This window comes from Streptomyces sp. NBC_00316 (genome assembly GCF_036158715.1).
Taxonomy (GTDB): Bacteria; Actinomycetota; Actinomycetes; order Streptomycetales; family Streptomycetaceae; genus Streptomyces.
Genome location: NZ_CP108023.1, coordinates 1,521,966 through 1,546,975, shown reverse-complemented (window position 1 = coordinate 1,546,975; position 25,010 = coordinate 1,521,966). Strand labels below are relative to the sequence as shown.

The 25,010-nt window shown below is 69.7% G+C and carries 14 protein-coding genes and 1 pseudogene; 4 read left to right on the top strand and 11 right to left on the bottom strand.

Annotation, left to right across the window (positions count from 1 at the left end; all coding sequences use genetic code 11):
• The first annotated feature begins 863 nt into the window (after window positions 1-863).
• Both OG878_RS06880 and OG878_RS06875 read left to right on the top strand, forming a co-directional pair.
• Window positions 864-3,188 (top strand): M4 family metallopeptidase, encoded by a 2,325-nt coding sequence (locus OG878_RS06880; protein ID WP_443049241.1) that lies wholly within the window; start codon window positions 864-866, stop codon window positions 3,186-3,188.
• A 425-nt stretch (window positions 3,189-3,613) separates the two neighbouring features.
• Window positions 3,614-4,624, top strand: coding sequence for a LacI family DNA-binding transcriptional regulator (locus OG878_RS06875; protein ID WP_328891153.1), 1,011 nt, complete (start codon window positions 3,614-3,616; stop codon window positions 4,622-4,624).
• A 123-nt stretch (window positions 4,625-4,747) separates the two neighbouring features.
• Here the strand turns inward: OG878_RS06875 and OG878_RS06870 are convergent, their stop codons facing one another.
• From OG878_RS06870 to OG878_RS06840, 7 genes are all read right to left on the bottom strand, one after another.
• Complete coding sequence (locus OG878_RS06870) at window positions 4,748-5,455, bottom strand: GH12 family glycosyl hydrolase domain-containing protein (protein WP_328885944.1); 708 nt, start codon at window positions 5,453-5,455, stop codon at window positions 4,748-4,750.
• A gap of 43 nt (window positions 5,456-5,498) precedes the next feature.
• Window positions 5,499-7,793, bottom strand: coding sequence for a glycosyl hydrolase family 95 catalytic domain-containing protein (locus tag OG878_RS06865; RefSeq protein WP_328885943.1), 2,295 nt, complete (start codon window positions 7,791-7,793; stop codon window positions 5,499-5,501).
• Window positions 7,790-9,766, bottom strand: coding sequence for a beta-galactosidase (locus OG878_RS06860; RefSeq protein WP_328891152.1), 1,977 nt, complete (start codon window positions 9,764-9,766; stop codon window positions 7,790-7,792). The genes OG878_RS06865 and OG878_RS06860 overlap by 4 nt, the downstream gene beginning before the upstream one ends.
• A 14-nt stretch (window positions 9,767-9,780) precedes the next feature.
• Window positions 9,781-12,036, bottom strand: a complete 2,256-nt coding sequence (locus OG878_RS06855; RefSeq protein ID WP_328885942.1) for a 1,4-beta-glucanase — start codon at window positions 12,034-12,036, stop codon at window positions 9,781-9,783.
• A gap of 67 nt (window positions 12,037-12,103) precedes the next feature.
• A complete protein-coding gene (locus tag OG878_RS06850) occupies window positions 12,104-13,087 on the bottom strand; it encodes a carbohydrate ABC transporter permease (RefSeq protein ID WP_328885941.1) in 984 nt (327 codons plus the stop codon).
• The gene (locus tag OG878_RS06845; RefSeq protein ID WP_328885940.1) at window positions 13,084-14,163 is read right to left on the bottom strand and encodes an ABC transporter permease; all 1,080 of its coding nucleotides are present in this window, start codon (window positions 14,161-14,163) and stop codon (window positions 13,084-13,086) included. The genes OG878_RS06850 and OG878_RS06845 overlap by 4 nt, the downstream gene beginning before the upstream one ends.
• Window positions 14,164-14,264: 101 nt before the next feature.
• Window positions 14,265-15,842: an extracellular solute-binding protein gene (locus tag OG878_RS06840; RefSeq protein ID WP_328891151.1), complete on the bottom strand. Its 1,578-nt coding sequence runs from the start codon at window positions 15,840-15,842 to the stop codon at window positions 14,265-14,267.
• Between the two features lie 593 nt (window positions 15,843-16,435).
• Here OG878_RS06840 and OG878_RS06835 point away from each other — a divergent pair.
• Window positions 16,436-19,312 (top strand): glycoside hydrolase family 3 C-terminal domain-containing protein, encoded by a 2,877-nt coding sequence (locus tag OG878_RS06835; protein ID WP_328885939.1) that lies wholly within the window; start codon window positions 16,436-16,438, stop codon window positions 19,310-19,312.
• Window positions 19,313-19,373: 61 nt separating this feature from the next.
• On the top strand, window positions 19,374-21,659 hold the full coding sequence (gene yicI, locus OG878_RS06830) for an alpha-xylosidase (protein ID WP_328885938.1): 2,286 nt from the start codon (window positions 19,374-19,376) through the stop codon (window positions 21,657-21,659).
• A 71-nt stretch (window positions 21,660-21,730) separates the two neighbouring features.
• Here yicI and OG878_RS06825 read toward each other — a convergent pair whose 3' ends face one another.
• The 4 genes and pseudogenes from OG878_RS06825 to OG878_RS06810 all read right to left on the bottom strand — a co-directional run.
• Complete coding sequence (locus OG878_RS06825) at window positions 21,731-22,279, bottom strand: DUF4232 domain-containing protein (protein WP_328885937.1); 549 nt, start codon at window positions 22,277-22,279, stop codon at window positions 21,731-21,733.
• 259 nt (window positions 22,280-22,538) lie between these two features.
• Entirely contained in the window at window positions 22,539-22,937 is a 399-nt protein-coding gene (locus tag OG878_RS06820) for a DUF6221 family protein (protein WP_277330075.1), read from the bottom strand.
• A gap of 118 nt (window positions 22,938-23,055) precedes the next feature.
• Window positions 23,056-24,423, bottom strand: a complete 1,368-nt coding sequence (locus OG878_RS06815) for a cytochrome P450 (protein ID WP_328885936.1) — start codon at window positions 24,421-24,423, stop codon at window positions 23,056-23,058.
• 169 nt (window positions 24,424-24,592) lie between these two features.
• Window positions 24,593-24,850 (bottom strand): annotated as a pseudogene (locus OG878_RS06810) (ABC transporter ATP-binding protein); the annotation flags it as partial.
• Window positions 24,851-25,010: the final 160 nt, after the last annotated feature.

Here is a 25,010-nt window from a genome sequence, read left to right as displayed (position 1 = left end):
CCCTTTCGGTGTGCCGGCGAGGCCGATCGTACGCGGCGGAGTCGGCCGGAGGGATCACGCGCCCGTTACATCACTGTAAGGCCGGTGCCGAACCGTTCCGTTCCTGTCTGCTCCTGTTCACATCTGCGCAGTTGCGCGGAGTCGCACCCCGGACCTCCTTGCCCGGCGGATTGTGCGGCGGACAGGGTGATCACAAGTCGCCGACGCGACGGTGCTTCGAAACCTGTTCGGATATTCAGGATCTAGTCGAGACATATCGGTATGTTGGAGACATTTATGCCACAGCCCAGCCCCGCACCGTTGCGCGGAAGGCGGACCGGTTGGGTCGTCTGTACGACTCCTCGGACACCGGTCGACGGGGCGTTCGGATCGACGGCACGACCGCCGACACCGATCCGGTGACACGGTTCTGCCCCGCCGGGAACGGCTGCTGAACGACACCACCTACGGTGGGCGCCGGATTCCCCGCCTACGGCCACCCCCGTTCGACCCTTCGTCGGAACAAGTGAGTCGGCGCCGCAGCGTCACAAGGGTCCGTGTCTTCGCCGCACAGCCAAGCGGTCGGACACCGCCTTGTCCGACAGCAGGAAGGCCTACAGCGCGGTGATGTCCTGGGGCGGCCCGAGCCGCTTCAGCCGATAGCCGGCCGCGGCCCTCTCATTCGCAGCCCTCGCAGAGGGCGGTGGCACAGTCCGTCCCGACCACCGTCGGTGCGAGTGCGACGACCCACACCCGCGTCGCATCGCACACCTTCACGCCGGGGGTACATCCAGTCTCCGGTTCCCCATCCTCACCGGACGTCACTCCGCGTCCGGACAGAAGGAGTTGCAGCAGTGCCGAACAACTTCCGTAACAACAAGGCCATGTCGCCTTATGAACCTCTTGCCTCTCCTCGTGGAATCTCCACATATGGGCGTGTTGCGGCAACTGCGGCCGTCGCCGTGGCCGCGCTCATCGTTTCGGCCCTCCCCGCCTCGGGCACCGTCTCTGCCCCGGTCGGCACGGATCAAGCGCCACGGCAGATTGCGGCGGATCCCCGACCCGGTGCCGGGTCCGTCGCGCTCTCCCCTGCACAGCGCGGGAAGCTGCTCGAGGCCGCGACCGACGCTCGCGCCACCACCGCCCGTTCGCTGAAACTGGGCGATCGGGAGGAGCTGGTACCCAAGGACGTCGTCAAGGACGCCGACGGCACCGTGCACACCCGCTACGAGCGCACCTACGCCGGCCTGCCTGTCATCGGCGGCGACCTGGTGGTCCATGAGCAGGGCGCGGCCCGTACGGTCACCAAGGCCTCGGACGCCAAGGTGTCGGTGCCGACGACCAAGGCCGCCGTCACGGCCGCGACGGCGAAGAAGTCCGCCCTGGCCGCCGCGAAGACCAAGGAGACCGACGACGCGGCCACGGACGGATCGCCGAAGCTGGTCGTCTGGCTCGGGGGCGGCAAGCCCACGCTCGCCTGGCAGACCGTCGTCAGCGGTGTGCAGGAGGACGGAACCCCGAGCAGCCTGAGCGTGGTGACCGACGCCACGACCGGCAAGCAGCTCCAGAGCGTCGAGCAGGTCCGCACCGGCACCGGCCGGGGCCAGTACAGCGGCCAGGTGGAGATCGGCACCGTGCAGAACGGCAGCCTCTACGAGCTGACCGACCCCGAGCGCGGCGGCCACAAGACGTACGACCTGACCGGTGTCGGCGGCAACGGCGTCCTGGTCACCGACGACGACGATGTCTGGGGTGACGGGACGTCGGCCGATCGGCAGACCGCGGCCGTGGACGCCGCCTACGGCCAGCGGCAGACCTGGGACTTCTACCACGACCGGTTCGGCCGCAACGGCATAGCCGACGACGGCGTCGGTGCCGTCTCCCGCGTCCACTACGGCGACGGATACGCCAACGCCTTCTGGAACGACGGCTGCTTCTGCATGACCTACGGCGACGGCCTGAACAACGCCAGGCCGCTCACCGAACTCGACATCGCCGCCCACGAGATGAGCCACGGCGTCACCTACGCCACCGCGAACCTCACCTACTCCGGTGAGTCCGGGGGCCTGAACGAGGCCACCAGCGACATCATGGGCACGTCCGTTGAATTCTTCGCGAACAACTCCGCAGATGTCCCCGACTACATGATCGGCGAGCTCGCCGACGTGCGCGGCACCGGCAAGCCGCTGCGCTACATGGACCAGCCCTCCAAGGACGCCTCCGTCAAGGGCACCTCTCAGGACTACTGGACCCCCGAGACCAGGAAGCTGGACCCGCACTTCAGCTCGGGCGTGGCCAACCACTTCTTCTACCTCCTCTCCGAGGGCAGCGGGAAGAAGACCATCAACGGCATCGCCTACGACAGCCCCACCTACGACGGCCTGCCGGTCGTCGGTCTCGGCCAGCGCGACGCGACCGCTGTCTGGTATCGGGCGCTGACGCTCTACATGACCAGCAGCACCGACTACGCGGGTGCCCGCACCGCCACCCTCCAGGCCGCCGCAGACCTGTTCGGCCAGACCAGCGACGCCTACGAGGCCGTCGGCAACGCCTGGGCGGCCGTCAATGTCGGCGCCCGCTACGTGAACCACATCGCCGTGATCGCCCCCTCCACGCGGAAATCGGCCGTCGGCCAGCCGACCAGCCGCCAGATCGAGGCGACGAGCTCGCGGCCGGGCCCCCTGACGTACTCCGCGGAAGGGCTGCCCAAGGGCCTTTCCATCAACGCCGAAACGGGCCTGATCACCGGCACTCCGAGGAAGGCCGGCGACTTCACGGCGGCCGTCACCATCAAGAACTCCCCGATGGTCAAGCGCACGGTGCGATTCGGGTGGACCGTCCTGGCCTCCGGCGGTGACTTCTTCGTCAACCCCGCCCGGTTCGACATCCCCAACTGGAAGACCATCGAGTCACCTCTCATTGTCAGCGGCCGCAAGGGCAATGCCTCCAGCGACCTCAAGGTCACGGTCGACCTCTACCACCCGTGGATCGGCGGTCAGGTGGTCAGCCTCGTCAGCGAGGACGGCACGGAGATCCCGGTCAAGAACTGGTACTGGGACACCGGCGAGGGCGAGCTGCACACCACCTACACGGTCGACGCGTCGGCGGTCCCCGCCAACGGCACCTGGAAGCTTCGCGTCGTAGACAACACCCCCGGCATCTTCACCGTCGACCCCGGCTACCTCGACAGCTGGAGCCTCACCTTCTGACCGTTCTTCTCCACCGCACGGCCCACACCCGCCGCGCCCGGTCGACCGGGCGCGGCGGTACGTATCTCTCCCTGCCGGCGGCCGGTCGGCGGAACAGCCCTGGGGCTGGGGTGATGGGCTTCCCGAGCGCGTTCCGGGGCGTCGGGCCCGGGGACCGTCGCCGCGCAGCGGGCTGAAGTCACCGGCTGCGCCGACTCGCGGGCGCGGGCGGCCTATCGTGGGAGCGGGCGGCCCCGACCCGCCGGTCAGATGCTGCCTGGGTGGCTGTCGAAGCGCTTCGATACCACCCTGGACACGCCCTGTGAGCGAAGGCTAGTCTCGCACTGTCTGTACACCTCACAGCCAAGAACTGTCGGAATCGAAGCGCTTCGCTTATCGCTGTTGATCCGCCGCCGATCCCCTGTCGTCCTGTGATGGAGAGCCGAATGGTCACCCTTGCCGAGGTCGCCCAGCACGCCGGAGTCTCCGCGAGCACGGTGAGCTACGTCCTCAGCGGGAAGCGGTCCATCTCCCTGTCCACCCGGGAACGGGTGGAGCGAAGTATTCAGCAGCTCGGGTACCACCCCAACGCAGGGGCCCGCGCGCTCGCGAGCAGCCGGACGAACATCATTGCGCTCATGGTGCCGCTGCGCACCGACATGTATGTGCCCGTGATGATGGAGATCGCCATCGCGGTGGCCACCACCGCACGCACGCACGGCTACGACGTCCTTCTCCTGACCGGTGAGGAAGGCCCGGCGGCCGTTCGGCGGATCGCGGGCAGTTCGCTCGCCGATGCCATGATCCTGATGGATGTGGAGTTGCACGACGAGCGACTGCCGCTGCTCCTGGAGACCGACCGGGCCGCCGTGCTGATCGGTCTGCCTGCCGAGACCGCCGGGCTGACCTGCGTGGACCTCGACTTCGAGGCGACCGGGGCGCTGTGTGTGGAGCACCTCGCCGGGCTCGGCCACCGCGAGATCGCGGTCATCGGTGAGGCGGCCGCGGTGTACGAGCGGCACACCGGGTTTGCCGAGCGAACGATGGACGGCGTCCGGGCGAAGGCGCAGCAGGCCGGAGTGCGGGTGCTGCACCGGCCCTGCGAGGGCGGGTACGCGGCGATGGAGCGGACGCTGGCCCGGATCTTCGACGAGCGGCCGGGGACCACCGGGTTCATCGTGCAGAACGAGTCGGCGGTCGAGCCGCTGCTCAATCTGCTGCGTCAGCAGGGGCGGGCCGTGCCCGAGGACGTGTCGGTCGTCGCCGTCTGTCCCGAACAGGTGGCCTCCCAGGCCTCGGTGCGCCTGACCTCGGTGGCCATCCCGGCGCAGGAGATGGGGCGACGCGCCGTCGAGCAGGTCGTCGCGAAGCTCGACGGTCGCGGTGCGGATGAAGTCGATCTGCTGGCACCGGAGTTGACGGTACGGGAGAGCAGCGGGCCGGTGGCCGCGGGCTGAGCACGCACCGCGAGCGAGCCGGTCCCAGGCGCGAGCCGTCCCCCGCGAGCGAGTCGCCCCTGGGGCGAGCCGTCCCCGCGAACGAGCCGGCCCCGAGCGGGGCCGGCTCACTCCTTCGGCGGGTCAGCTCGAAGAGACGCTGAACCCGTTCGTCATGAAGTCCAGGCCGCCGGCCGACGAGGTGATCTCGTAGCCGAACTGGACGTCGCCGATGGTCTCGTTGCCCCACCAGCCCTTGGTGTCCTTGATCCACTTCAGGATCGGCAGGATGTTCACCGTGCCCGAGGTGGAGTCCGAGGTCCGCAGGAACGAGAAGACCTGGTTGGCCCCGTTGTCACCCTTGTAGACGGTCCACGTGTGACCGCCCAGCGTCACCGTGCCCTGCGAGGTACCGAGCGCGCCGACTGCACCGTTGTAGTTGACCCAGAGCATCACCTCGTAGTCGTAGTCGGTGTCCCAGATGTCGTACGAGGTGTTGTAGTCGCCGCCCGACGGGACGGTGACGTTGTAGTTGCTGGTGAGCGACGCCAGAGAGGTGATGGACTTGCCGACGACCTTCTTGGCGTTGGGGTACGACTTGATGCCACCCGTGTGCGGGTGGTCGGCCCATACGCCCCAGTTGCTGGAGGAGTTGACCCAGATGGTCTGGGCGCCCGCGCCGGAACCCCAGATGTTGTTGTACAAGGTGTAGCCGTCGCTGGTGGTGTAGTTGCCCCACTGGTCCGAGGATGACCAGATCGCGGCCTGAGCCGGAGCGGCGGCGAAGCCGATCAGGGCGGCCACCGCGGCCGCGGGTGCCAGTACGAACCTGCTGAGGGTGCGTCGTGCCATGGTTTTCCCTTCCATGGTGCGGGGGGTTGGGTGGGGGGAAGTGCTACCGCGGTCTCAGTGCGAGGGTGCGGTCCACGCCGGCCGTCAGGTCCAGCAGAGCCACGGGGGTTCCGGCGGAGGTCTCGGTGGGGGGTTCGGTGGAGCGCCGCGTCACGGATTCGAAGAGCGTGAGCCCGTCGCCCGTGCGTACGTCGACGCGGGCGTCGCGGGTGGGGTGCAGGACGGCCGTGGCGTGGCCGTCGGCGGACCAGGAAAGATCCAGACGGGCCCCGAACCTGGTCCGTACGCCGCACAGTTCGCCCGCCGGATATCCGGCGGGAAGAGCGGGCAGCAGGACCAGTCGGTCCGGTGCGGACTGGACGAGCATCTCGACGACGACCGCGGGCAGCGCATGGGCGGCATCCGCGTTGTAGACATTGCGGGACGGATAGTGGGCGCTCATCAGTGAGGTGTGGAAGTAGTCGCCCGCCAGTACGGCGCCCAGCGCGTCCTGGACCCGCCGGCCGTCCCGGAGCCGGGCCGCGATCAGCGCCTGGTGCAGATGGCCGTGGGCGGAGTCGTTCTCCGATCCGCGCAGTTCGAGTGCGCGGTGTGCGGCGTCTGCCAGCTCCGGGGTGTCGTAGGGGTTGATCGTGGTCAGTGGCCACACCGGATAGAGGTGGCTGAGGTGGCGGTGGTCGTATGTCTCGCGCAGGCCGGGCCACGACCATTCGGCGAGGGCCCCGTCCTCGCCGACGAGAAAACGGGGAAGTCGGTCGGCGAGGGTGCGCCATCCGGTGGCGGCGGGGTGTCCGGGGGAGCGGTCGGCGGCTGTCGTCAGGGCGTGACGGGCTGCCGCGATGTCCATGGTGGCGTTGACCGTGCCCCAGCTCGCGTTGGCCGGGCGGTTCTCCGGTGAGTACGAAGGAACGACCGCAAGGGCGCCGTCCGGCGTGTGCCGGATGAGGAAGTCCTCGTAGAACTCGGCGGCTTCGACCAGTGCGTCGGTCAGACGCGGGTCCGTGACGCCGGTGGTCTCCTCGTGTTCGAGGAGCGGCTGCAGCAGCCAGTCGGCACCCGCTGTCCACAGATGCAGCGGATAGGCGCGCTGGAAGTGGCGGGTGTGGCCGGACGCGCCGTCGGTGTGGGACGGGGCGACGATCCCCTTGGCGCCGAAGATCGCGCGCGCGTTGTCCCGCCAGTCGTCCAACTGGCCGTAGACCAGACGGGCATGGGCTTCGGAGACCTCGGGAAGTGCGGCCGCTGCGGCCGATGCGATCTGCAGGTTGAGATTGGCGTTGGTGGTGAACGCGCCGGACCAGGCGGTGTCCCAGTCGCCGGTCCAGAGACCGGTCAGACGCGGTGGGAGCTCCCCGGAGGCGGAGAGCAGATGGTAGCGGCCGGCCGCGAACAGCCGCTCCAGAAATGCGGGGCTTCCGGAGAGCCGGATCAGCTCGCTTCCGGGCAGATCCCGTTGGCATGCGTCGGCATGCAGGGTGAGCGTGGTGCGCTCGTAGGCGGCGCGGTGCAGGGGCTGATGCCGGGCGAACAGCGTGGCGAAGTCGTCGTTCGGCAGCGCCGCCCATTCCTCGTTGAGGTCCAGGTCGCCCGCATGGCGTCGCACCCGGGTCAGCAGGAGCAGGCTCCGTGCCCCCTCGATACGGATGCCCTCGCCGGACACCGTCACCGTGCCGCTGTCCACTCGGGCCGTCGTGACGCCGGTGTAGGCGAGCTCGCTGTCCGGGTAGCCCACGCGGAGTGCCAACCGGGCACCGTCGGCAGTCAGCACCGTGCTGCGGCCGATGGCGAGATTCGGCGGCGCGCCGGCCAGCGCGTGGTCCAGGGACACCTCCGCGGCCGGTCCGAAGCCGGTGATGCGCTGGACGACCACGTCATCGGCCCGCGAGACGAAGACCTGGCTGCGCCAGTCCTCGTACGACGCGCGGACCTCCCCGGTGGCGAAGTCGACGGTGCGGCGGTAGCGGGTCGCCCCCGCGTGATGAGCGGCGGGGTAGGGAGTGCGGCGGACCCGGGTCTGGAACGCCGGGTGGAACGGCTGGACCCACAGCAGTGGGTGATCCGCCCCGAACCGCTCGGCCGCCGCCGTGTCCCCGGCCAGCAGGGCATCCTGCAGCTGCTTCAGCCCGTCGGCGAGCTCGGGCGGGCGGGCGTGCTCGCTGCCGTTGGGACGGACCAGGGTGTGGTGGTTGACGATGACCCGGTCGTCGACGGGATCCCCGTACACCATGGCGCCGTGCCGGCCGTTGCCGCCGAGGAAGGCGTCCTCCCAGCGCACGGCGGGGCGTGGTTCCCACGTACCGTCACGGCCCGGGGCATCGGCCGCCGCACGGCGCCTCACGGTGTCGCGCCACGCAGTACGGCCACGCCGTAGCGTCCCAGCTCCACGCTGCCGTCGACGCTCTTCCCGGTCAGCAGGTCCACGTACGCACCGGGAACCGGCACGGTGACGCTGCCACGGCCGTGGTGCAGCAGGAACAGCAGCTCGCCCCGGCGCACCGCCTCAACGCCCTCGGGCAGTCCGGCCAGCACCGGCGCCGCCCCGGCCTCGGCCGCCGCACGGGCGAGCAGGGCACGCAGGGCCTGCGGCTCGGGGAGCGTGGACACGTAGTACGCGCGGTCCTTGCGCAGCACGGCGGGCAGTCCGTCCAGCTCGCCGCCCCGGTAGGCGGAGACGACCTCCGCGCCCGGTTCCGTCTCCAGTTCCTCGGACCAGACCGTGGCCCGGAAGCCGTCGCACTCCACGGTCATGTCCGCGTCGAGCGGCCACCACTCGTGGAGCGTGCGGATGCCGAACAAGGTGCGCAGCCGCGCGTCCATGCCGCCCGGCCGGATCCGGTCGTCCGCGTCGGCGACCCCGGTGAAGAAGCCGCAGACCAGTGTCCCGCCGCCGCGTGCATACGAGACGAGGTTGTCGATCGCGGAGTCCGTCAGCAGATACAGCTGGGGTACGACCACCATCCGGAAACGGCTCAAGTCGTCGTCGGGGCGGGCGAATCCGGTGGTGATGCCGGCCTCCCACAGGGCCCGGTGCCAGCTCTGCATCGTCTCCGGGTAGTCGAGGAGTGAGGAGGGCCGCCCCTCCTGGGCGCCGGCCCACCAGGAGTCCCAGTCGTGCAGGACCGCCACGTCGGCCGGCACGTCCGTGCCGCTCACCGCCGCGCCGATCGTTTCGAGTTCGGCGCCGAGCTGCTTGATCTCCCGGAACGTGCGGCCGTGCTCGCCCGCGTGCGTGACCATCCCCGAGTGGAACTTCTCGGCGCCCTGACGGGACTGCCGCCACTGGAAGTAGCAGACGGCATCGGCGCCGCGCGCCACGGACTGGAGCGACCAGAGCCGGTTGAGACCCGCCGGCTTGGGATGGTTGACGCCCCGCCAGTTCACCGCACCCGCGGCCTGTTCCATCAGCATCCACGGCCCGGCGGCCTGCGAGCGCGTCATGTCGGCGAGCATCGCGTTGTACTGGCCGCCCAGCGGGTCCTTCGGGTCGGGATAGACGTCGACCGAGACGATGTCCTCCTGCGCGGACCAGGCCCAGGCGTCCTGACCCGACCACAACGGCATGAAGTTGGTCGTCACCGGAATGTGGGGGGTGTGCCGGGCCACGATGTCGCGTTCCGCCACGTAGCACTCCATCAGGGCGTCGGACGTGAACCGCTTGAAGTCCAGCACCTGTGCCGGGTTGTGCATGTACTGCGCCTTGCGCGGCGGCAGGATCTCCGCCCAGGTGTCGTAACGCTGACTCCAGAAGGCCGTTCCCCAGGCCTCGTTGAGCCCGTCGACGGAGTCGTAGCGGTCGCGCAGCCAGTCACGGAAGTGCGCGGCGGTCGCGTCGCACCAGCAGTGCGTGCAGTACTCGTTGTTGATGTGCCACACGGTCAGCGCAGGGTGGCCGGCGTACCGTGCCGCCAGGTCCTCGGTGAGGGACGCCGCGTAACGCCGGTAGACCGGCGAACTCGCGCAGAACTGCTGCCGCGACCCGTACCAGACGATCGACCCGTCCTCGGCGCGCGGCAGCGTCTCCGGGTGCTGTGCCCCCATCCACGGCGGTGGGGATGCGGTCGGTGTGGCGAGCACGACGCCGATGCCATGGGTGTGGAGCAGATCCATCAGGCGGTCCAGCCAGCCGAACTCCCGTGCTCCGGGGCGTGGTTCGATCTTCGCCCAGGAGAACACCCCGAGGGTGACGGAGTTGACCCCGGCGTCCTTCATCAGCCGGATGTCGTCCTCCCATACTTCCTCGGGCCACTGCTCGGGGTTGTAGTCGCCGCCGAAGAGAATGCGGCCACGGGCTGCGTCGCGCAGGGACGGCATGGACTTCTCGATCCTCATTCCGGGTCTGCGTACTGGATGCCGCGGCCGTTGGTGCCCAGGTAGACCCGGCCGTGGACACGGGGGTCGCCGGTGATCACTTCACCGGTCCAGCCCCACTGGTGGCTTTCGTCGTTGATCCGGACCCAGGTGACGCCCGCATCGTCCGAGCGCAGCACCGCCACCCCGTCGAAGGTCGCGGAGACCCGTCCGGTCTGGAAGACCGCCGGGTAGCAGGCGCGTGCCCCGCGGCCGGAGTGCTTGCCGGCGCTGGGCGCGGGCGCGCCGAAGCCGAGCGCGTGCGAGGCCTGGCAGCCAGGCACGGCGGTGAAGGTCAGTCCGCCGTCCGTGGAGCGGAACAGTCCGTTGTCCTTCGCCGACAGCCACAGGTCACCGCTGCGTCCGGGCGCGGCGGCGATTTTGAACTGGACGTCACCGGAGGGAAGTCGAGTCGCACCCCGGGTGAAGGTCGCGCCGGAGTCCGTGGAGCGGAAGACCGCGCCGGTGTCCGTGTCGTACACATAGAAGCGCGTCGGGTCGAGCGGATCGGCGACCGGTGTGCCTCCCTTGGGGAAGGTGGTCACCTCGGTCCACGTCGCGCCGTTGTCCGTGGAGCGGTGCGCCGGATACTTCGTGCCGTCCCAGTGGATGAGCGACCAGAGCAGAGTGGCTCCGTCCGCCGCGACCGCGACCGGTCCGGGCGCCGAGGCCGCGATGTCCGGCTGGGTGGCGAACGGCTGCCAGCTGCTGCCGCCGTCGTTCGAGTAAGCTCCCGCCGCGGCCGAGCCGGACGGCCAGCCCGTCCGTACGACATAGGAGGGCTTGAGGGCGGCCAGGGCGAGACCGGTGGCCGTACCGAAGACCGGGTTCGACGCCATGCCGCGGGACGGGGACGTGGTCAGCGACTCGTGGTACATCACGCCGATGTCGCCCAGCCCGCTGAGCAGCCGGACGCCGCCCGTCGGCGGGGCGATCAGGAACTTCACCGCGGACTCCTCCAGGCCGCGGATCTGCGGCGCCCAGTGGACGAGATCGCGGGTCCCGAAGATTGTGGCGCCGGTGCCGAACACGATGTGCCGCGAGTCGTACGGGTCGACGGCGACGGCCTGGATCCACCAGCCGAACTTGGCGGAGTCCCCGCCCCAGCGCAGATACGGCGTCTCCGACACATCCAGGACCGCCGTGTCCTTGAGGGACGTCCAGGTGGCGCCGCCGTCGGTGGAACGGAACACGGTGTCGATCTGCGACCACCGGTTGTTGGTGGTGACGACCACCGTGCCGGCCCGCCCGGCGTCGACGGCGACCCCGCCGTACCCGAAGCCGTCCCCGGAGCCGGAGTCCGGCGTCACCGGAGTGACATCCGTCCAGCTGTCCGTCATCGTGTCGAGGCGGTGCACCGAGCCGTCGGACTGCCCGTTGGGTCCTGGCGCGTCAGCATAAGTGACATACAAGGCATGGGCCTTGGTGTCGTACGCCGCCCGGATCGGCACTCGCGACGCCGCGACGCCGCCGGACGGCTGACCGGGCACCGCCTCCCAGCTGCCGGAGGCATGCGTGCGGTAGAGGGGGGTGCCGCCGTCGCCCCAGCCCGCGTACACCGTGCGGCCCGCGGCGACCAGAAACGTGATGCCCTGCCCGCTCGCCGACGGTGCGGCGGGGAAGTCCGCCGCCGCCCAGGTGGCACCCCGGTCCGTGGAGCGCAGCAGACCGTCGTGCCGGGTGCCGAGCCAGAGCTGCTCGCTGTCGCGCGGGTCGACGAGCAGCCGCTCACCGGCGCCCCGGCCGTCCTCGTTCGCCCCGAGCCGTACCGTCAGGTCCGTACGCGCCCAGGTGGTCCCCCGGTCCTCGGACCGCAGCACCGCACCCGGTCCGGCCCACGACTGGGCATACGTACCGAGCGCGAGATACAGGCGATCGGGGTGGGCCGGGTCCACGGCCAGGGCCTCGACACCGAGCAGATTCCAGTCGTCCCAGCCCACCTGGTCGGTGAGCGGGATCCATCGGGCCTGCCGGTCGTCCCAGCGGTAGGCGCCGCCGATGTCGGTACGGGCGTACGCAAGGCCCCGGACCGCCGGGTGGAACAGCAGACCGGTGACGAAGCCGGTGCCGCCGATCGCAGCCGTGCGCCACCGGTGGGCCTGAGCGCCCTCGGCGTTGTGCCGGTTCGCGGCAGCAGCGGGCGCCGCGACCGGCAGAGCCACGGCCGCGGCGGCGACAGCGGCTCCGGCGAGCACGGTGCGACGGCTGGGCGTGGGCGCGGACGAAGCGCGCATGGCGGACACCTTCCGGTGGGGAGAGGGGAAGAGGAAGAGCGGTGCGAAGCGGGGTGCGTGCTGCGGGTCAGCCCTTCACGGCGCCCGTGAGCATGCCCTTCTGGAAGTGCTTCTGGACGAACGGCGACAGCACCGCGACCGGGATCAGCGCCAGCACCATCACCGCCATCTGCACGGCGAGGCTGTTGATCTGCCCACTGCTGACCGCCGCACCCATCGCACCCGGCGGCACCTGGTGCCGGAGCACGAGCTGGCGCAGGATCATCTGGAGCGGGTATTTCTCACTGTCCTGGATGTAGAGCATCGCGTTGAACCACTGGCTCCAGTAGCCGACCGCGTAGAAGAGCGAGATCACCGCGATCACCGCACGGGACAGCGGCATGACGATCTGCAGCAGGATGCGCCACTCGCCCGCGCCGTCGATCCGGGCCGCGTCGATCAGTTCGGGCGCGGTGTCCATGAAGAAGCCGCGCAGCACCAGGATGTTGAAGACGCTGATCGCGCTGGGCAGGATCATCGACCAGTAGCTGTTGCTCAGTCCGATGCCCGTGACCAGCAGATAGGTGGGGATGAGCCCGGCGCCGAAGAACATCGTCGCCATCAGCGTCATCAGCAGCTTGCTGTGTGCGAAGGAGTCCCGCCGGCTCAGCCCGTAGGCGCAGAGCACCGAGATCACCATGCTGAACGCCGTACCGACGACGGTGAGGCCGATGCTCACCAGAGCGGCCCGGGTGACGGTGCCGCCGCCGAGCAGTTCCTTGTACGCGACGAAGGTGACGGTCTTCGGCCAGATGACCAGACCGCCCGCGTCGTTGATCGTCTTCGTGTCGGAGAGGCTGGTGACGATCACCACCCACAGGGGGATGAGCACGACCGCGCAGATCGTGACGAGACCGAAGCCCTTGAACGCGAGGCCCGCCTTGGTGGGTTCCTCCTCCCACACGGGGCGGGGTTCGATCCGCAGCGCGCGCTGCAGCGGTGACTCCTCGGGGGCCGTGACGGGTTCTTCCGTACGGCCGCTGTCCTTGTCCGTTTCCAGGAGAGTCGTCATTTCTTGGAGTACACCCCCTGTTCGCCCAGCATGTGGGCGACCTTGTTCGCACCCAGCACCATGGCGACGCTGAAGAGTCCCTTGAAGATTCCGGCGGCGGCCGCGTAGCCGAAGTCGCCCGTCTTGATGCCCGTCCACCAGATGTAGGTGTCGAGGATTTCGGAGGCACCCGGACCGACCTGGTCGCGCTGGAGCAGGATCTGTTCGAAGTCGAGATTGAGCGCACTGCCAACCCTCAGGACGAGCAGCAGCGCGATGACCGGGCGCAGCGCGGGCAGCGTGACATGCCACATGCGGCGCCAGCGTCCCGCACCGTCGACGGCCGCCGCCTCGTACAGGTCGGTGTTGACGGCCGCGAGCGCGGCGAGGAAGACGATCACGCCCCAGCCCGCGTCCTTCCACACGGCCTGGGCGGTGACCAGGAACTTGAAGAAGCTCGCATTGGTCATGAGGTCGAAGCCTTCATGACCGTGTTCGCGCAGCCACTGCGCGACCAGGCCGGCCCCGCCGAACATCTGCTGGAAGACGGTGACGACGAGCACCCAGGAGAAGAAGTGCGGCAGATAGACGACGGCCTGCACCCAGGCCCGCACCCGCGCGCTCATGACCGTGTTGAGCAGCAGGGCGATGGCGATCGGGATGGGGAAGAAGAGCAGCAGCTGCGTCAGGAAGATGACCAGCGTGTTGATCAGGACTTCCCAGAAGCGGTAGTCCTGGAAGATCCGGGTGAAGTTGTCGATGCCGACGAAGGGGCTGCCGGTGATGCCCAGGTCGTACACGTCGTAGTCCTGGAAGGCCACGATGTTCCCGAGCAGCGGGATGTAGTTGAAGATCAGCAGCAGGGCGATGGCGGGCAGTGTCATCAGGATCAGCGTGCGGTCCCGGCGCAGCCGCTGCCGCCAGGTGATGCCGCCCGCAGGCGGAGTCCTCCCCGCTGCAGGGGACCTGCTGCCCCTGTCACCCGGGGTGCTGCTGCTCCCGCTCCTGCTGTCGCCGCTCCCGCTGTCGCCGATCGGACCCGTCGCCCGGTCGGCCGCGCGGTCCGTTTCGGCCGCGACCGTGGCCCGTGGCTTCACCGTGTGCTCCCCATGTCGTGCTCTCCGCCCTGGCCGCCGGGGATCCCTGTACCCGGCGGCCGCCTTGCTGTCGTACGTACGGGTTCGTGTCCGCCGTACGCTCAGTTGCCGGAGCCGTTCTTGTCGAGAATGTCCTGGTACCAGTCGCGCAGCTGGTCGCCGCCGCTCTTCTTCCACGTCGTCACCGCGGCGTCGATGTCGCCGACCTTCTTGCGGCCGCGCCGGATGTCCTTCTGCAGGTCGTCGAAGGGCGTGTACAGGGAGGCGTACCGCTGCGGTTCGACGATCTGCATGCCGAAGAAGAGCGGCTTCTTGATGTGGGGGGCCTGCCGCGCCATCCAGCCGGCGTAGTCCTTCACCAGCTGCGGCTCGTCCGGGAACGCGATGGTGTGCGGAGGCGAGGCGAGGAACAGGAAGGTGGAGGGCTGGGCCTCCTGGATGCCCTGCGGCGTGAAGGTGGGCACCCCGTCCTTGATGGTGTAGTGCGTGTCTTCGACGCCGTAGTTGGTGAGCATGAACTCCTTCGTGCCGTACGGCGCGGCCGCGAAGTCGGCGATGCCGAGGAACTCCTCGATCTTCGCCTTCGGCAGGTCCTTGCTGAGGAAGGTGAAGATGCCGGCCGGGTCGTCCTGCCACAGGACCGGCTTTCCGCCGTCGAAGTTGAAGAAGTCGAGCGCCTGCATGTCGAACTTCGGGTTGGCGGCCGCCTGTTCGGTCACCATGCCCTTCCAGCCGCCGGTGCCGTCGTTGTACATCAGGACGCGTCCGCCGGTGAAGCGGATCTTGGAGTCGGCGTCCTTGCCGGCTTCGGCGTCCGGGTGGACATAACCGCCGTCGTGGAGCTTGCGGGCGAAGGTGAGCGCCTCCCGGTACGCCTGCGTCTCGATCTTGTGGACGAGTTTGCCGTTCTCCAGCTGCCAGTAGTGCGGGGCGTCGGGCAGCAGACCGAAGATCTTCTGGATGCAGGTCCACAGGTCGTCGAAGGCCCAGACCTTCTTCTTCGTGTCCGTGTACTCCTTGCCGAAGGCGAGCAGATCATCGGCGCTCGCAGGGACGGCTCCGGAGCCGATCAGGTCCTTGCGGTAGAAGATCGCGTTGCCGATGACGGGCGACGGCATGGGCAGGCCGCGGAGCTTGCCGCCGAAGACGGAGTACTGCCAGGCGCCGGTCGGGATGTTCGCCAGGTTCGGGTACTTCTTGATCGCGTCACCCGCCAGATACGGGCTCAGGTCGGCGAACTTGGCCGTGATCGCGTTGCGGATCTGGCCCTGCATGTTCCAGCCGGGGATGGTCACGACATCCGGGATGTCGGAGCCGGCGAGCACTGCGCCGATCTTGTCCTGGTACGTGTTGCCGTCCTGGGGGTCGAAGTCCAGTGTCGCGCCGACGGCCTTGTTCACGGCCGTGTAGTACGGGTTGTTCTTCTTCGGGACGGTCCCCCACAGCGGGGTCATGATCCGGAACGTGGAGCCCTTGCCCGGTGCGGACTTGACCGAGGTGGCCAGCGGGTCGGGCAGCTTGGTGAAGCCGGGGCTCGAACCGTTGACGCTCGTCACGTCGGGCTGGACCAGGTTCGACGGGGCGTAGTCCGGAAGGACCTTCTTGAGCGCCTTGCCCGTCGTCGTGCCTTCCTTGCTCCCGGAACCGGAGCCGCCGCCGCAGGCGGCGAGCAGCGGCATCCCGCCGGCCACGGCGACCGCGGCAACTGCGCCGGAAGCCAGGAAGCTTCGCCGGCTCGGGGCGGTGGAGGAGGGGGAGGAATTCGGCGTCATTGCGTCAACCCTTCGAGGCGCACCAGGACGACACGCGGCGGGCGACCGCCGTTCGGCTCCTGTGTCTGAGGTGGGGCGTTACTGGCTGGGACCGGCGTGACCGGCGGAGCCGGACGGACCGGCCCCACCGGCCTGGACCGGCCGAGGTGAAGCGGTTCAACAAGGAGGTGACACGGTGACAAGGGGTGTCGCCGTCCCGGTGATCAAGGGCGACCGGCGCCCCATCGAAACTCTGTCGAAGCGCTTCGATGTTGCAGCGAGATTAAGTGAAGGGTTCCGGAGGCACAAGAGTCCGTTTCCAGATTCCTCCGACCTGTTTCCGAACCGTTTCCCAGGTCGATCAAGCCCAGTTGGCGGCGAATGGCGCGAGCGCGGCCTTGACACCCTCGGGGTTCGACGCGGAGCATCGAAGCGCTTCGAAAGATCTTCCGAGGGCTGGACGGATCCTCGGCAGGCCCCGAACAGCGCAAAACCTCCCACCTCTCCAAGGGGATCCGCACGTGACGGAACAACCGCAGCCCTTCCGCGACCCGCAACTGCCCTTTTCCCGACGTATCGACGACCTGCTCCGGCGGCTCACCCTCGACGAGCGGATCGCGATGCTGCACCAGTTCGCGCCCGCGGTGGACCGGCTCGGGATCGGCGCCTTCCGCACCGGTCAGGAGGCACTGCACGGCGTCGCCTGGATGGGCCCCGCGACCGTCTTCCCCCAGGCCGTGGGCCTGGGATCGACCTGGAACGACGAACTGGTCCGCCGGGTCGGCGAGGCCGTCGGCAACGAGGTCCGGGCCAAGCGGGCCAAGGACGACCGGGTCGGCCTCAACGTCTGGGCCCCGACCGTGAATCTGCTGCGCCACCCGCTGTGGGGGCGCGGCGAGGAAGGGTATGCCGAGGACGCCACCCTCACCTCCGCCGTTGCGGTCGCGTACACCCGGGGACTGCGCGGCGACCACCCGCACTACTGGCGTACCGCCCCCGTGCTCAAGCACTGGCTCGCCCACAACAACGAGACCGACCGGGACATCTCCTCCTCGTCGGTGCGCCCCCGGGTGCTGCACGAGTACGACCTGCGGGCGTTCCGCGACGCCGTGCAGGCGGGCGCCGTGGCCGGAGTCATGCCTGCGTACAACCTGGTCAACGGGCGTCCCAACCACGTCTCCCCGCTCCTGTCCCAGCAGTTGCGGAGCTGGACCGAGCGGTCGCTCGTGGTCTGCTCCGACGCCGGAGCACCGTCCAACCTGGTCGACTCCGAGCACTACTTCGACACCCACGAACAGGCCACGGCCGCCGCCCTGAAGGCCGGAGTCGACAGTTTCACCGACCACGGCCAGGACTCCACCGTCATGACCGGCCGCATCCGGCGCGCGCTGGAACAGGGTCTGCTCGACGAGGCGGACATCGACACCGCCGTTCGCCGTCTGCTCGAACTGCGCTACTCGCTCGGTGAGTTCGACCCCGGGCTCGACCCGTACGCGGACGCCGTCGCCTTCGACACCGCCGAGCACCGGGCGCTCGCCCAGGAGGCCGCCGAACAGGCCGTCGTCCTGCTGAAGAACGACGGCCTGCTGCCGCTCGACCCCGGGGCACCCGGGACGATCGCGGTCGTCGGGCTTCTCGCCGACTCCTGCAAACTCGACTGGTACAGCGGCACGCTGATCCACCGGTCCACCCCGCTCGACGGGCTGCGGGCACGGTTCGGCGCGGACCGCGTCACCTTCGCGGAGGGCGCCGACCTGGTCCGCCTGAAGTGCGCCGCGGGCTGGCTGCGGATTCCCGAGGCCGGCGAGAGCGCCGGCGCCGACCGTGGTGCGGGTGGCGCCCTCGACCCGGCGCTGCTGGCCGGCCGCACCGACCTTCCGCCGCTGACCTGCGGCGACACCCCGTCCGATCTTGCGCTCGTCGACTGGGGCGACGGCGTACTCACCCTGCGGGCCCCCGACGGCCGCTATTTGTCGGTCGCCGAGGACGGCTATGTACGCGCCTCCGCGGACGAGCCCGGCGGCTGGATCGTCCAGGAGACCTTCCGCTGGGAGGAGGTGGCAGGTCACGCCGGGGGGCACCGCCTTGTGCACATCGGAACGGGTGGGTACGTGTGTGTTGCCGCCGACGGCGTAAAGGTTGCCGCGGCGGACGAAAAAGTTTCCGGCCACGGATCAGCGGGCGCCGCCACCGTCTTCGAGCGGGAGGTCGTCGAACGCGGCGAGGACGCCGTTGCCCGCGCGGCCGCCGCGGCCGACACCGTGATCGTCGTCGTCGGCAACGACCCGCACATCAACGGACGCGAGACCGAGGACCGCACCACCCTCGACCTGCCCGCCCACCAGGAACGCCTGTGGCGCGCCGCGCACGCGGCCAACCCGCGCACCGTGCTGGCGGTCACCTCCGCCTACCCGTACGCACTCACCGACGCGGCGGCCGCACTCCCCGCCCTGCTCTGGACCGCGCACGGCGGACAGGCTGCCGGGACCGCGCTCGCCCGGATCCTGTCCGGTGACGTCTCTCCGGCAGGCCGGCTCCCGCAGACCTGGTACACCTCCGACGCCGAGCTGCCCGGGCTGCTCGACTACGACATCATCGGCTCGCGGCAGACGTACCTCTACTACGACGGCACGCCGCTCTACCCGTTCGGCCACGGACTCTCGTACACCGCGTTCACCTACTCCGGACTGTCGGCCGAGCGCGACGGCGACCTGCTGCGGGTGTCGGTGACCGTCACCAATGCGGGCGCCGTCGCCTCCGACGAGGTCGCCCAGCTGTACGTACGCGCCGTGGCACCGTCCGTCGTCCGGCCGCTGCGCCAGCTCGTCGGCCACCGGCGCCTGCACCTGGCACCCGGCACCGGGCAGCGCGTCGACTTCGCGGTCCCGGTGAGCGAACTCGGCCACTGGGACGTGGCGCACGGCCGGTGGAAGGTCGAGCCCGGGGTGTACGAAGTCCAGGCCGGCGCCTCCGCCGCGGACATCAGACTCATCGCCGACGTCACGGTCGACGGCGAGCCGTCAGGGCCCCGCCCCGTCCTGGACCGCGGCCTCGAAGCGGCCGACTACGACGAGCAGTCGGCCACCGGGATCGTCGACCGTACGAAGACGGACGGCGACGCCGTCACCGCCACCGGCCCCGAGAACGAACTGCTCTTCCTGCACTGCGACTTCGCGGCCGGGACACGTGCGGTCACGGTGTCCGTCGCGGGTGAGGGCTCCGTGGAGATCACGGTCGACGGCCGCACGGCGGCCGTCGCCGTCCCCGCGACCGACGGGCCCTACGACTACCGCAGCCACGAGGCCCCGCTGACCGCCTCCGGTGTGCAGGACGTGCGCGTCACACTGCGGGGCACGGTACGGCTCGCCCGGATCGACTTCACAGGAGTGACCGAGTGACTCCGCCCCGCCCCCGTCCCGACCGTTGTCCCCGAACAGTTGTCCCCGGCAAGGAGTCCTCATGAAGTTCACCGACGGCTTCTGGCTGATGCGCGAGGGCGTCCGCGCCTGCTACGCGACCGAGATCCGTGATCTCCGGGTCGGCTCCGACCGGTTCACCGCCTACGCCGCGGTCAAGCAGGTCCAGCAGCGCGGCGACACCCTCAACACCCCTCTCATCACCGTCGACTGCTTCTCCCCGGCGGAAGGGATCATCGGCGTACGCACCACCCATCACGCCGGCAGGGCCGGCCGTGGACCGGACTTCGAGTTCCCCGGACTCGACACCGCGACCGCCGCCGCCCGCACCCGCAGGGACGGCCCGGTCACCGAACTGACCAGCGGCCCCTTGACGTTGCGCATGGACGGTGACGGGCCGTGGGGCATGACGTTCCTCGATACCGAGGGCCGCCGCCTGACGGGCGTGGACAGCAAGGGAACCGCCTTCGCCACCACCCCCGACGGCGCCCACCACATGATCGCCCAACTCGCCCTTGACGTCGGCGAGAACGTCTACGGGCTGGGCGAGCGGTTCACGCCGTTCGTCAAGAACGGCCAGACCGTCGACATCTGGCAGGCGGACGGCGGCACGAGCAGCGAACAGGCCTACAAGAACATCCCGTTCTACCTCTCCTCGCGCGGCTACGGCGTCTTCGTCAACCACCCCGGCAAGGTGTCCTTCGAGATCGGCACGGAGTCGGTCGGCCAGGTGCAGTTCAGCGTCGAGGACCAGTCGCTGGAGTACTACATCGTCGCCGGCCCGACACCGAAGGACATCCTCGCCCGCTACACCGCCCTCACCGGCCGGCCCGCGCTGCCGCCGGCCTGGTCGTTCGGGCTCTGGCTGACCACGTCGTTCTGTACGTCGTACGACGAGGAGACGGTCGCGTCGTTCGTCGACGGCATGGCCGAGCGGGACATCCCGCTGTCGGTCTTCCACTTCGACTGCTTCTGGATGCGCGAGTACCAGTGGTCCGACTTCCAGTGGGACCCGGACGTCTTCCCCGACCCGGTCGGCATGCTGGCCAGGCTCAAGGAACGCGGTCTGCGCATCAGCATGTGGATCAACCCGTACATCGCCCAGAAGTCACCGCTCTTCGCCGAGGGCGCCGAGCACGGCTATCTGGTGCGACGCCCCAACGGCGACATCTGGCAGTGGGACCTGTGGCAGCCGGGCATGGCGATCGTGGACTTCACCAACCCGGCGGCGCGCGAGTGGTACAAAGCCAAACTGCGCGTCCTGCTCGACCAGGGTGTCGACTGTTTCAAGACGGACTTCGGCGAGCGGGTGCCGACGGACGTCGTCTGGCACGACGGCTCCGACCCGGAGCGGATGCACAACTACTACGCACAGGTCTACAACCGGACCGTCTTCGAACTCCTGGAGAAGGAGCGCGGGCACGGCGAGGCGGTGCTCTTCGCCCGCTCCGCGACGGCAGGCGGCCAGCAGTTCCCCGTCCACTGGGGCGGTGACTGCTTCGCCTCGTTCACCGCGATGGCCGAGTCGCTGCGCGGTGGCCTGTCCCTGTCGCTGTCCGGCTTCGGATTCTGGAGCCACGACATCGGAGGCTTCGAAGGCACCCCCGACCCTGCCGTCTTCAAGCGGTGGCTCGCCTTCGGCCTGCTCTCCTCGCACAGCCGGCTGCACGGCAACGTGTCGTACCGCGTGCCGTGGGCATTCGGCGACGAGGCCGTGGACGTGGCCCGGAAGTTCACCCTCCTGAAGCACCGCCTCATGCCGTACCTGTACGGGGTGGCCGCCGAGGCCCACCGCACGGGCATCCCGATGATGCGGCCGATGCTGCTGGAGTTCCCCGCCGACCCGACCACCCGGATGCTGGACCGCCAGTACATGCTCGGCCCGGACCTGCTGGTGGCCCCCGTCTTCACGGCGGACGGCCGGGTCGAGTACTACGTCCCCGAGGGCACCTGGACCCACCTCCTGACCGGCGAGACGGTCACCGGCCCGGCCTGGCGCCATGAGACGCACGGCTTCGAGAGCCTGCCACTGCTGGTCCGCCCAGGCGCGGTCCTCCCGTGGGGTGCGGACGACCAGCGCCCGGACGGCGACTGGCTGGACGGGCTGACGCTGCGGGTGTTCGGCCCCGCGCCCGCGACGGCCGGAACGCCGGTCGTGGTGGTCGACCGGACCGGCGGCACTGCGGCGACCTTCCGGGTCGTACGGGACGGTGCCACGGGCTCGGTGCGGGTGACGGCCGACGGTACCGGCCGTCCGTACCGTGTGATCGCGGAGGAGACCGGGGCGACGGGGGAGGGCACGGGGACCGTCGAGGTGGCGGCGGTCTGAGAAGTGCGGTCCGCGGCCTGTGCGGACCCGGCCTCACCCCGTCCGACGGGTGCGCGGTGAGGCCGGCGCACTCAGCCCAGCGAGGCCACCAGGGCCGAGTCGGCGGCGGCCGCCGACCCCAGCCAGAGCGTGGTGACCGGCTCCCAGACGTGGATCCCCTGCGGCATGCCCACGGAGGCCGCCGTGAAGGTGACCCCGTAGTGCGACGGATCGGCGGACACGCTCACGCTGCCGACGAAATGCCCCTCCCTGCTCGCCGGGTCCGCGGTGCGGAAGGCGGCGTACGCCCGCTCGCCGCGGGCAAGGGTGTAGCGGTCGCTCCGGGCCGGCGGCACGGTCTGGGCGGAGCCGTCGAGCCCGGCAAAGGTGATCGTGGGGGTCCTGTCCAGGACACAGCTGCGATCGCCCTGATTCGTGACGCGGATGCGTACCTCGTTCTGCAGTTCGCCGGGCGACGCCGTCACGCCGAGGGCCTTCTCCTGACACGTACCGGGCCGGACGGCCGACGAGGCGTGTGCCGTACCGACCGTGGCGGAAGCGCCGGTGGCCGTCAGCATCACGGCGGTCGCGGCGGCGGCCGGGACGGTGAACGCGGAGGTGGGTGCGAGGCGCAGGCGCATGGATTTCTCCCGGGTGCTCGACGGCCTGTGGTCGTGGCTGGGCGGCCGGTCGTCCCGTGCCGGAGCTGGTGCGGCACGGACCAGATCAGTATCTGCCGCCCGGTTGCGACCTGCCCGTTGTGCGGGCCATGAACCTTGGGAGCGCCGGCCGGCACCCGGATGGGCGCGTCGGCCGGTGTCTGCGGGACGCGTACCGGCCGACGCCCGGATCACCGGGCGCTTCGGCGACCGGTGATCACTCCTGGTGATCGGTGATCGATCACCGGCTGAACCGTGGCAGCCATTTCGCCTGGTAGTCGGGGTGCCCGGCATCCTCCGCGGCCAGTTGCCGTACGACGAAGCCGAGTCCCACCGCGCGGCCGGAGGCGAAGTCGTGGTGGGGGCGGTCGGTGTCCAGAGCGGCGACCTCCTCGTACTCGTCCAGGAGGACCCTGCTCGTCTCGATGCGCCGGAGCGTGCGCGCGGGATCCTGCAGCGCGATGTGACGGTCGTAGCCATGCGTCCGCAGGCTGAACGCGATCGCGCCGGTCCGGTCGTGGATCTCGCCCGGCGACTCGGCCGGGCATCGCCACCTCTCGCCGCCGGCTGCTCGCGCGACCTGTTCCTCCTCGGCCAGGCGCGCCCGGACGAAGGCCACCATCTCGGAGTTTTCAGTCATCGGGTTCCGCATCCTCCGCCGTCAGGTCCTGATCGTTCGGCACGAGGATGCCGTACGGCGGAGGGCGACAGCACATCGCGGCTGCACCCGTTCCGCCATACGGACATACGCCGGTGGGCTATCGGGCCCGCACCGTGGCCAGCACATCCCTGTCCGGCTGAAGTGTCAGCGTGGGCACGGGGTTGACGTCGCCCGGGTCCACCTCCAGTACGAACCGGCGTGCCAGCACCGCCAGGATCAGCACCGCCTCGACCATCGCGAACCGCGTGCCGAGGCAGACCCTCGGGCCGCCACCGAACGGGAACCAGGCGTACTCCGCGATGTCGTCGCCGTTCTCGGCGTCCCAGCGTTCCGGGCGGAACGCCTCCGGTTCCGGGAACCACCGCTCGTCGCGGTGCGTCGCCCACTGGCTGCTCCACACCCGGGTGCCCTCCGGCATGTCCACGCCGCCGATCCGGGCCCCCTTCTTGGCGACCCCGGTCACGAGCCAGATCGTGGGGTAGAGCCGCAGCGTCTCCTTGACCACGGACTGCACGTAGGTGAGCCGCGCGTAGTCGTCGAACTCGGGCTCCCGGTCGCCGAGGACACGGTCCAGCTCCTCGGTGAGTGCCGCGCGTGCCTGCGGATTGCGCGCCAGCAGATACCACGCCCAGACCAGCGTGGAGCTGGTGGTCTCGTGACCGCCGATGTAGAGGGTGACGGTCTCGTCGCGGATCTCCTTGTCCGTGAGCTGCGCGCCGTTCTCGTCCACTGCGGTCAGCAGCCGGCTCAGCAGGTCGGGACGCTCGTCGTCCCCGTCGCGGTGCCGGGCGACGACCCGGCCCACCTCGGCGTCGATGACCGCTGCGGCCTTCTTGATCCTGGCCCGGCCCGGCGTCGGCACCCAGTCGGGGAGCAGCGCGCCGATACCGCTGAACTCCTTGCCGATCTCCTGCTGGGCGACATCCATCGCCCGGCCCATCGCCTCGGCGTCCGCCGGGGTGTCCACCCCGAAGATGGTGCGGACGGCGATCTTCTGCGTCAGCGCGGCCATCTCTCGCTTGACGTCGATGCGCTGACCGTCCGACCAGGTGTCCGCCAGCTCCACCGTGCTGCCGGCCATCGTCGCCGCGTACGACCGGACCTGCTTCGGCCGCACCGACGGCTGCACCAGCGACCGCTTGCGCCGCCAGTCCGGACCGCGCGCCACCACCACACCGTTGCCCATCACGGTGCGGAACGCGATGCCCAGCGCCGGCTGGTCGAAGGTGCGTTCCGTCTCGGTGAGCAGCTCGCCTATGCACTCCGGATCGGCTATGAACACACAGGAGTTGGGTCCGAAGCGCCAGCGGACCATGTCCCCGTACCCGCGCAGCTTCTCGAAGAACGCCAGCGGGTTCTTCCCGAACTGCGGCAGATTCCCGAGGAACGGCAGTCCCCTGGGGCCCGGTACGGGCACGTGGCCGCTCGGCTCGGCATCGACGGCCGGACCGGTCTCCGTGGACATGAAAGGTCTCCGCTCCCTGGTGGCGTACCCGGATCCGGTACGCGGCGACGTGGCCGGACTCCACCGGCTGCCGATCGATCGCAGAACCCATCGGCCTTGTGGAGTACGTGAGTTGTCGAGGGTAACCGTGCTGCGTCACAGGTGTGCGGTCGGGCGTGTGCCGGATGTCCTACGCGGACTTCGCCGGCTGCAACCCCGCGTACACCCCGCCCCGCCCCACCAGTTCCTCGTGGGTCCCCACCTCGGCTATCCGGCCCCCGTCCATGGCCACGATCCGGTCCGCCGCCCGGATCGTGGAGAGCCTGTGGGCGACGACGAAGACCGTACGGCCGTGGATCAGCCGGGCGAGTGCCTCCTGGACCAGTGTCTCCGAGCGGGTGTCCAGGGCCGAGGTCGCCTCGTCCAGGATCAGTACCCGGGGGTTGCGAGCTGCTGGTTTGCTGAGCTGAAGTGAGTGGTGGTGAGCGGGAGTGAGTCCTGTGGGTGGGTTTGCGGGGGTGGGAACGGGGGTTCTGGGGCCGAATGGGTGACCTTGGTGGCTGTGGCTCGTTGGGCTGGGTGGCAAGGGTGTGGCCTGGGTGGGGGGA

Coding starts and splice junctions, on each gene's coding strand:
- OG878_RS06880 (WP_443049241.1), top strand. CDS start 864: ATGTCGCCTTATGAACCTCTTGCCTCTCCTCGTGGAATCTCCACATAT.
- OG878_RS06875 (WP_328891153.1), top strand. CDS start 3,614: ATGGTCACCCTTGCCGAGGTCGCCCAGCACGCCGGAGTCTCCGCGAGC.
- OG878_RS06870 (WP_328885944.1), bottom strand. CDS start 5,455: ATGGCACGACGCACCCTCAGCAGGTTCGTACTGGCACCCGCGGCCGCG.
- OG878_RS06860 (WP_328891152.1), bottom strand. CDS start 9,766: ATGCCGTCCCTGCGCGACGCAGCCCGTGGCCGCATTCTCTTCGGCGGC.
- OG878_RS06855 (WP_328885942.1), bottom strand. CDS start 12,036: ATGCGCGCTTCGTCCGCGCCCACGCCCAGCCGTCGCACCGTGCTCGCC.
- OG878_RS06850 (WP_328885941.1), bottom strand. CDS start 13,087: ATGACGACTCTCCTGGAAACGGACAAGGACAGCGGCCGTACGGAAGAA.
- OG878_RS06840 (WP_328891151.1), bottom strand. CDS start 15,842: ATGCCGCTGCTCGCCGCCTGCGGCGGCGGCTCCGGTTCCGGGAGCAAG.
- yicI (WP_328885938.1), top strand. CDS start 19,374: ATGAAGTTCACCGACGGCTTCTGGCTGATGCGCGAGGGCGTCCGCGCC.
- OG878_RS06825 (WP_328885937.1), bottom strand. CDS start 22,279: ATGCGCCTGCGCCTCGCACCCACCTCCGCGTTCACCGTCCCGGCCGCC.
- OG878_RS06820 (WP_277330075.1), bottom strand. CDS start 22,937: ATGACTGAAAACTCCGAGATGGTGGCCTTCGTCCGGGCGCGCCTGGCC.
- OG878_RS06815 (WP_328885936.1), bottom strand. CDS start 24,423: ATGTCCACGGAGACCGGTCCGGCCGTCGATGCCGAGCCGAGCGGCCAC.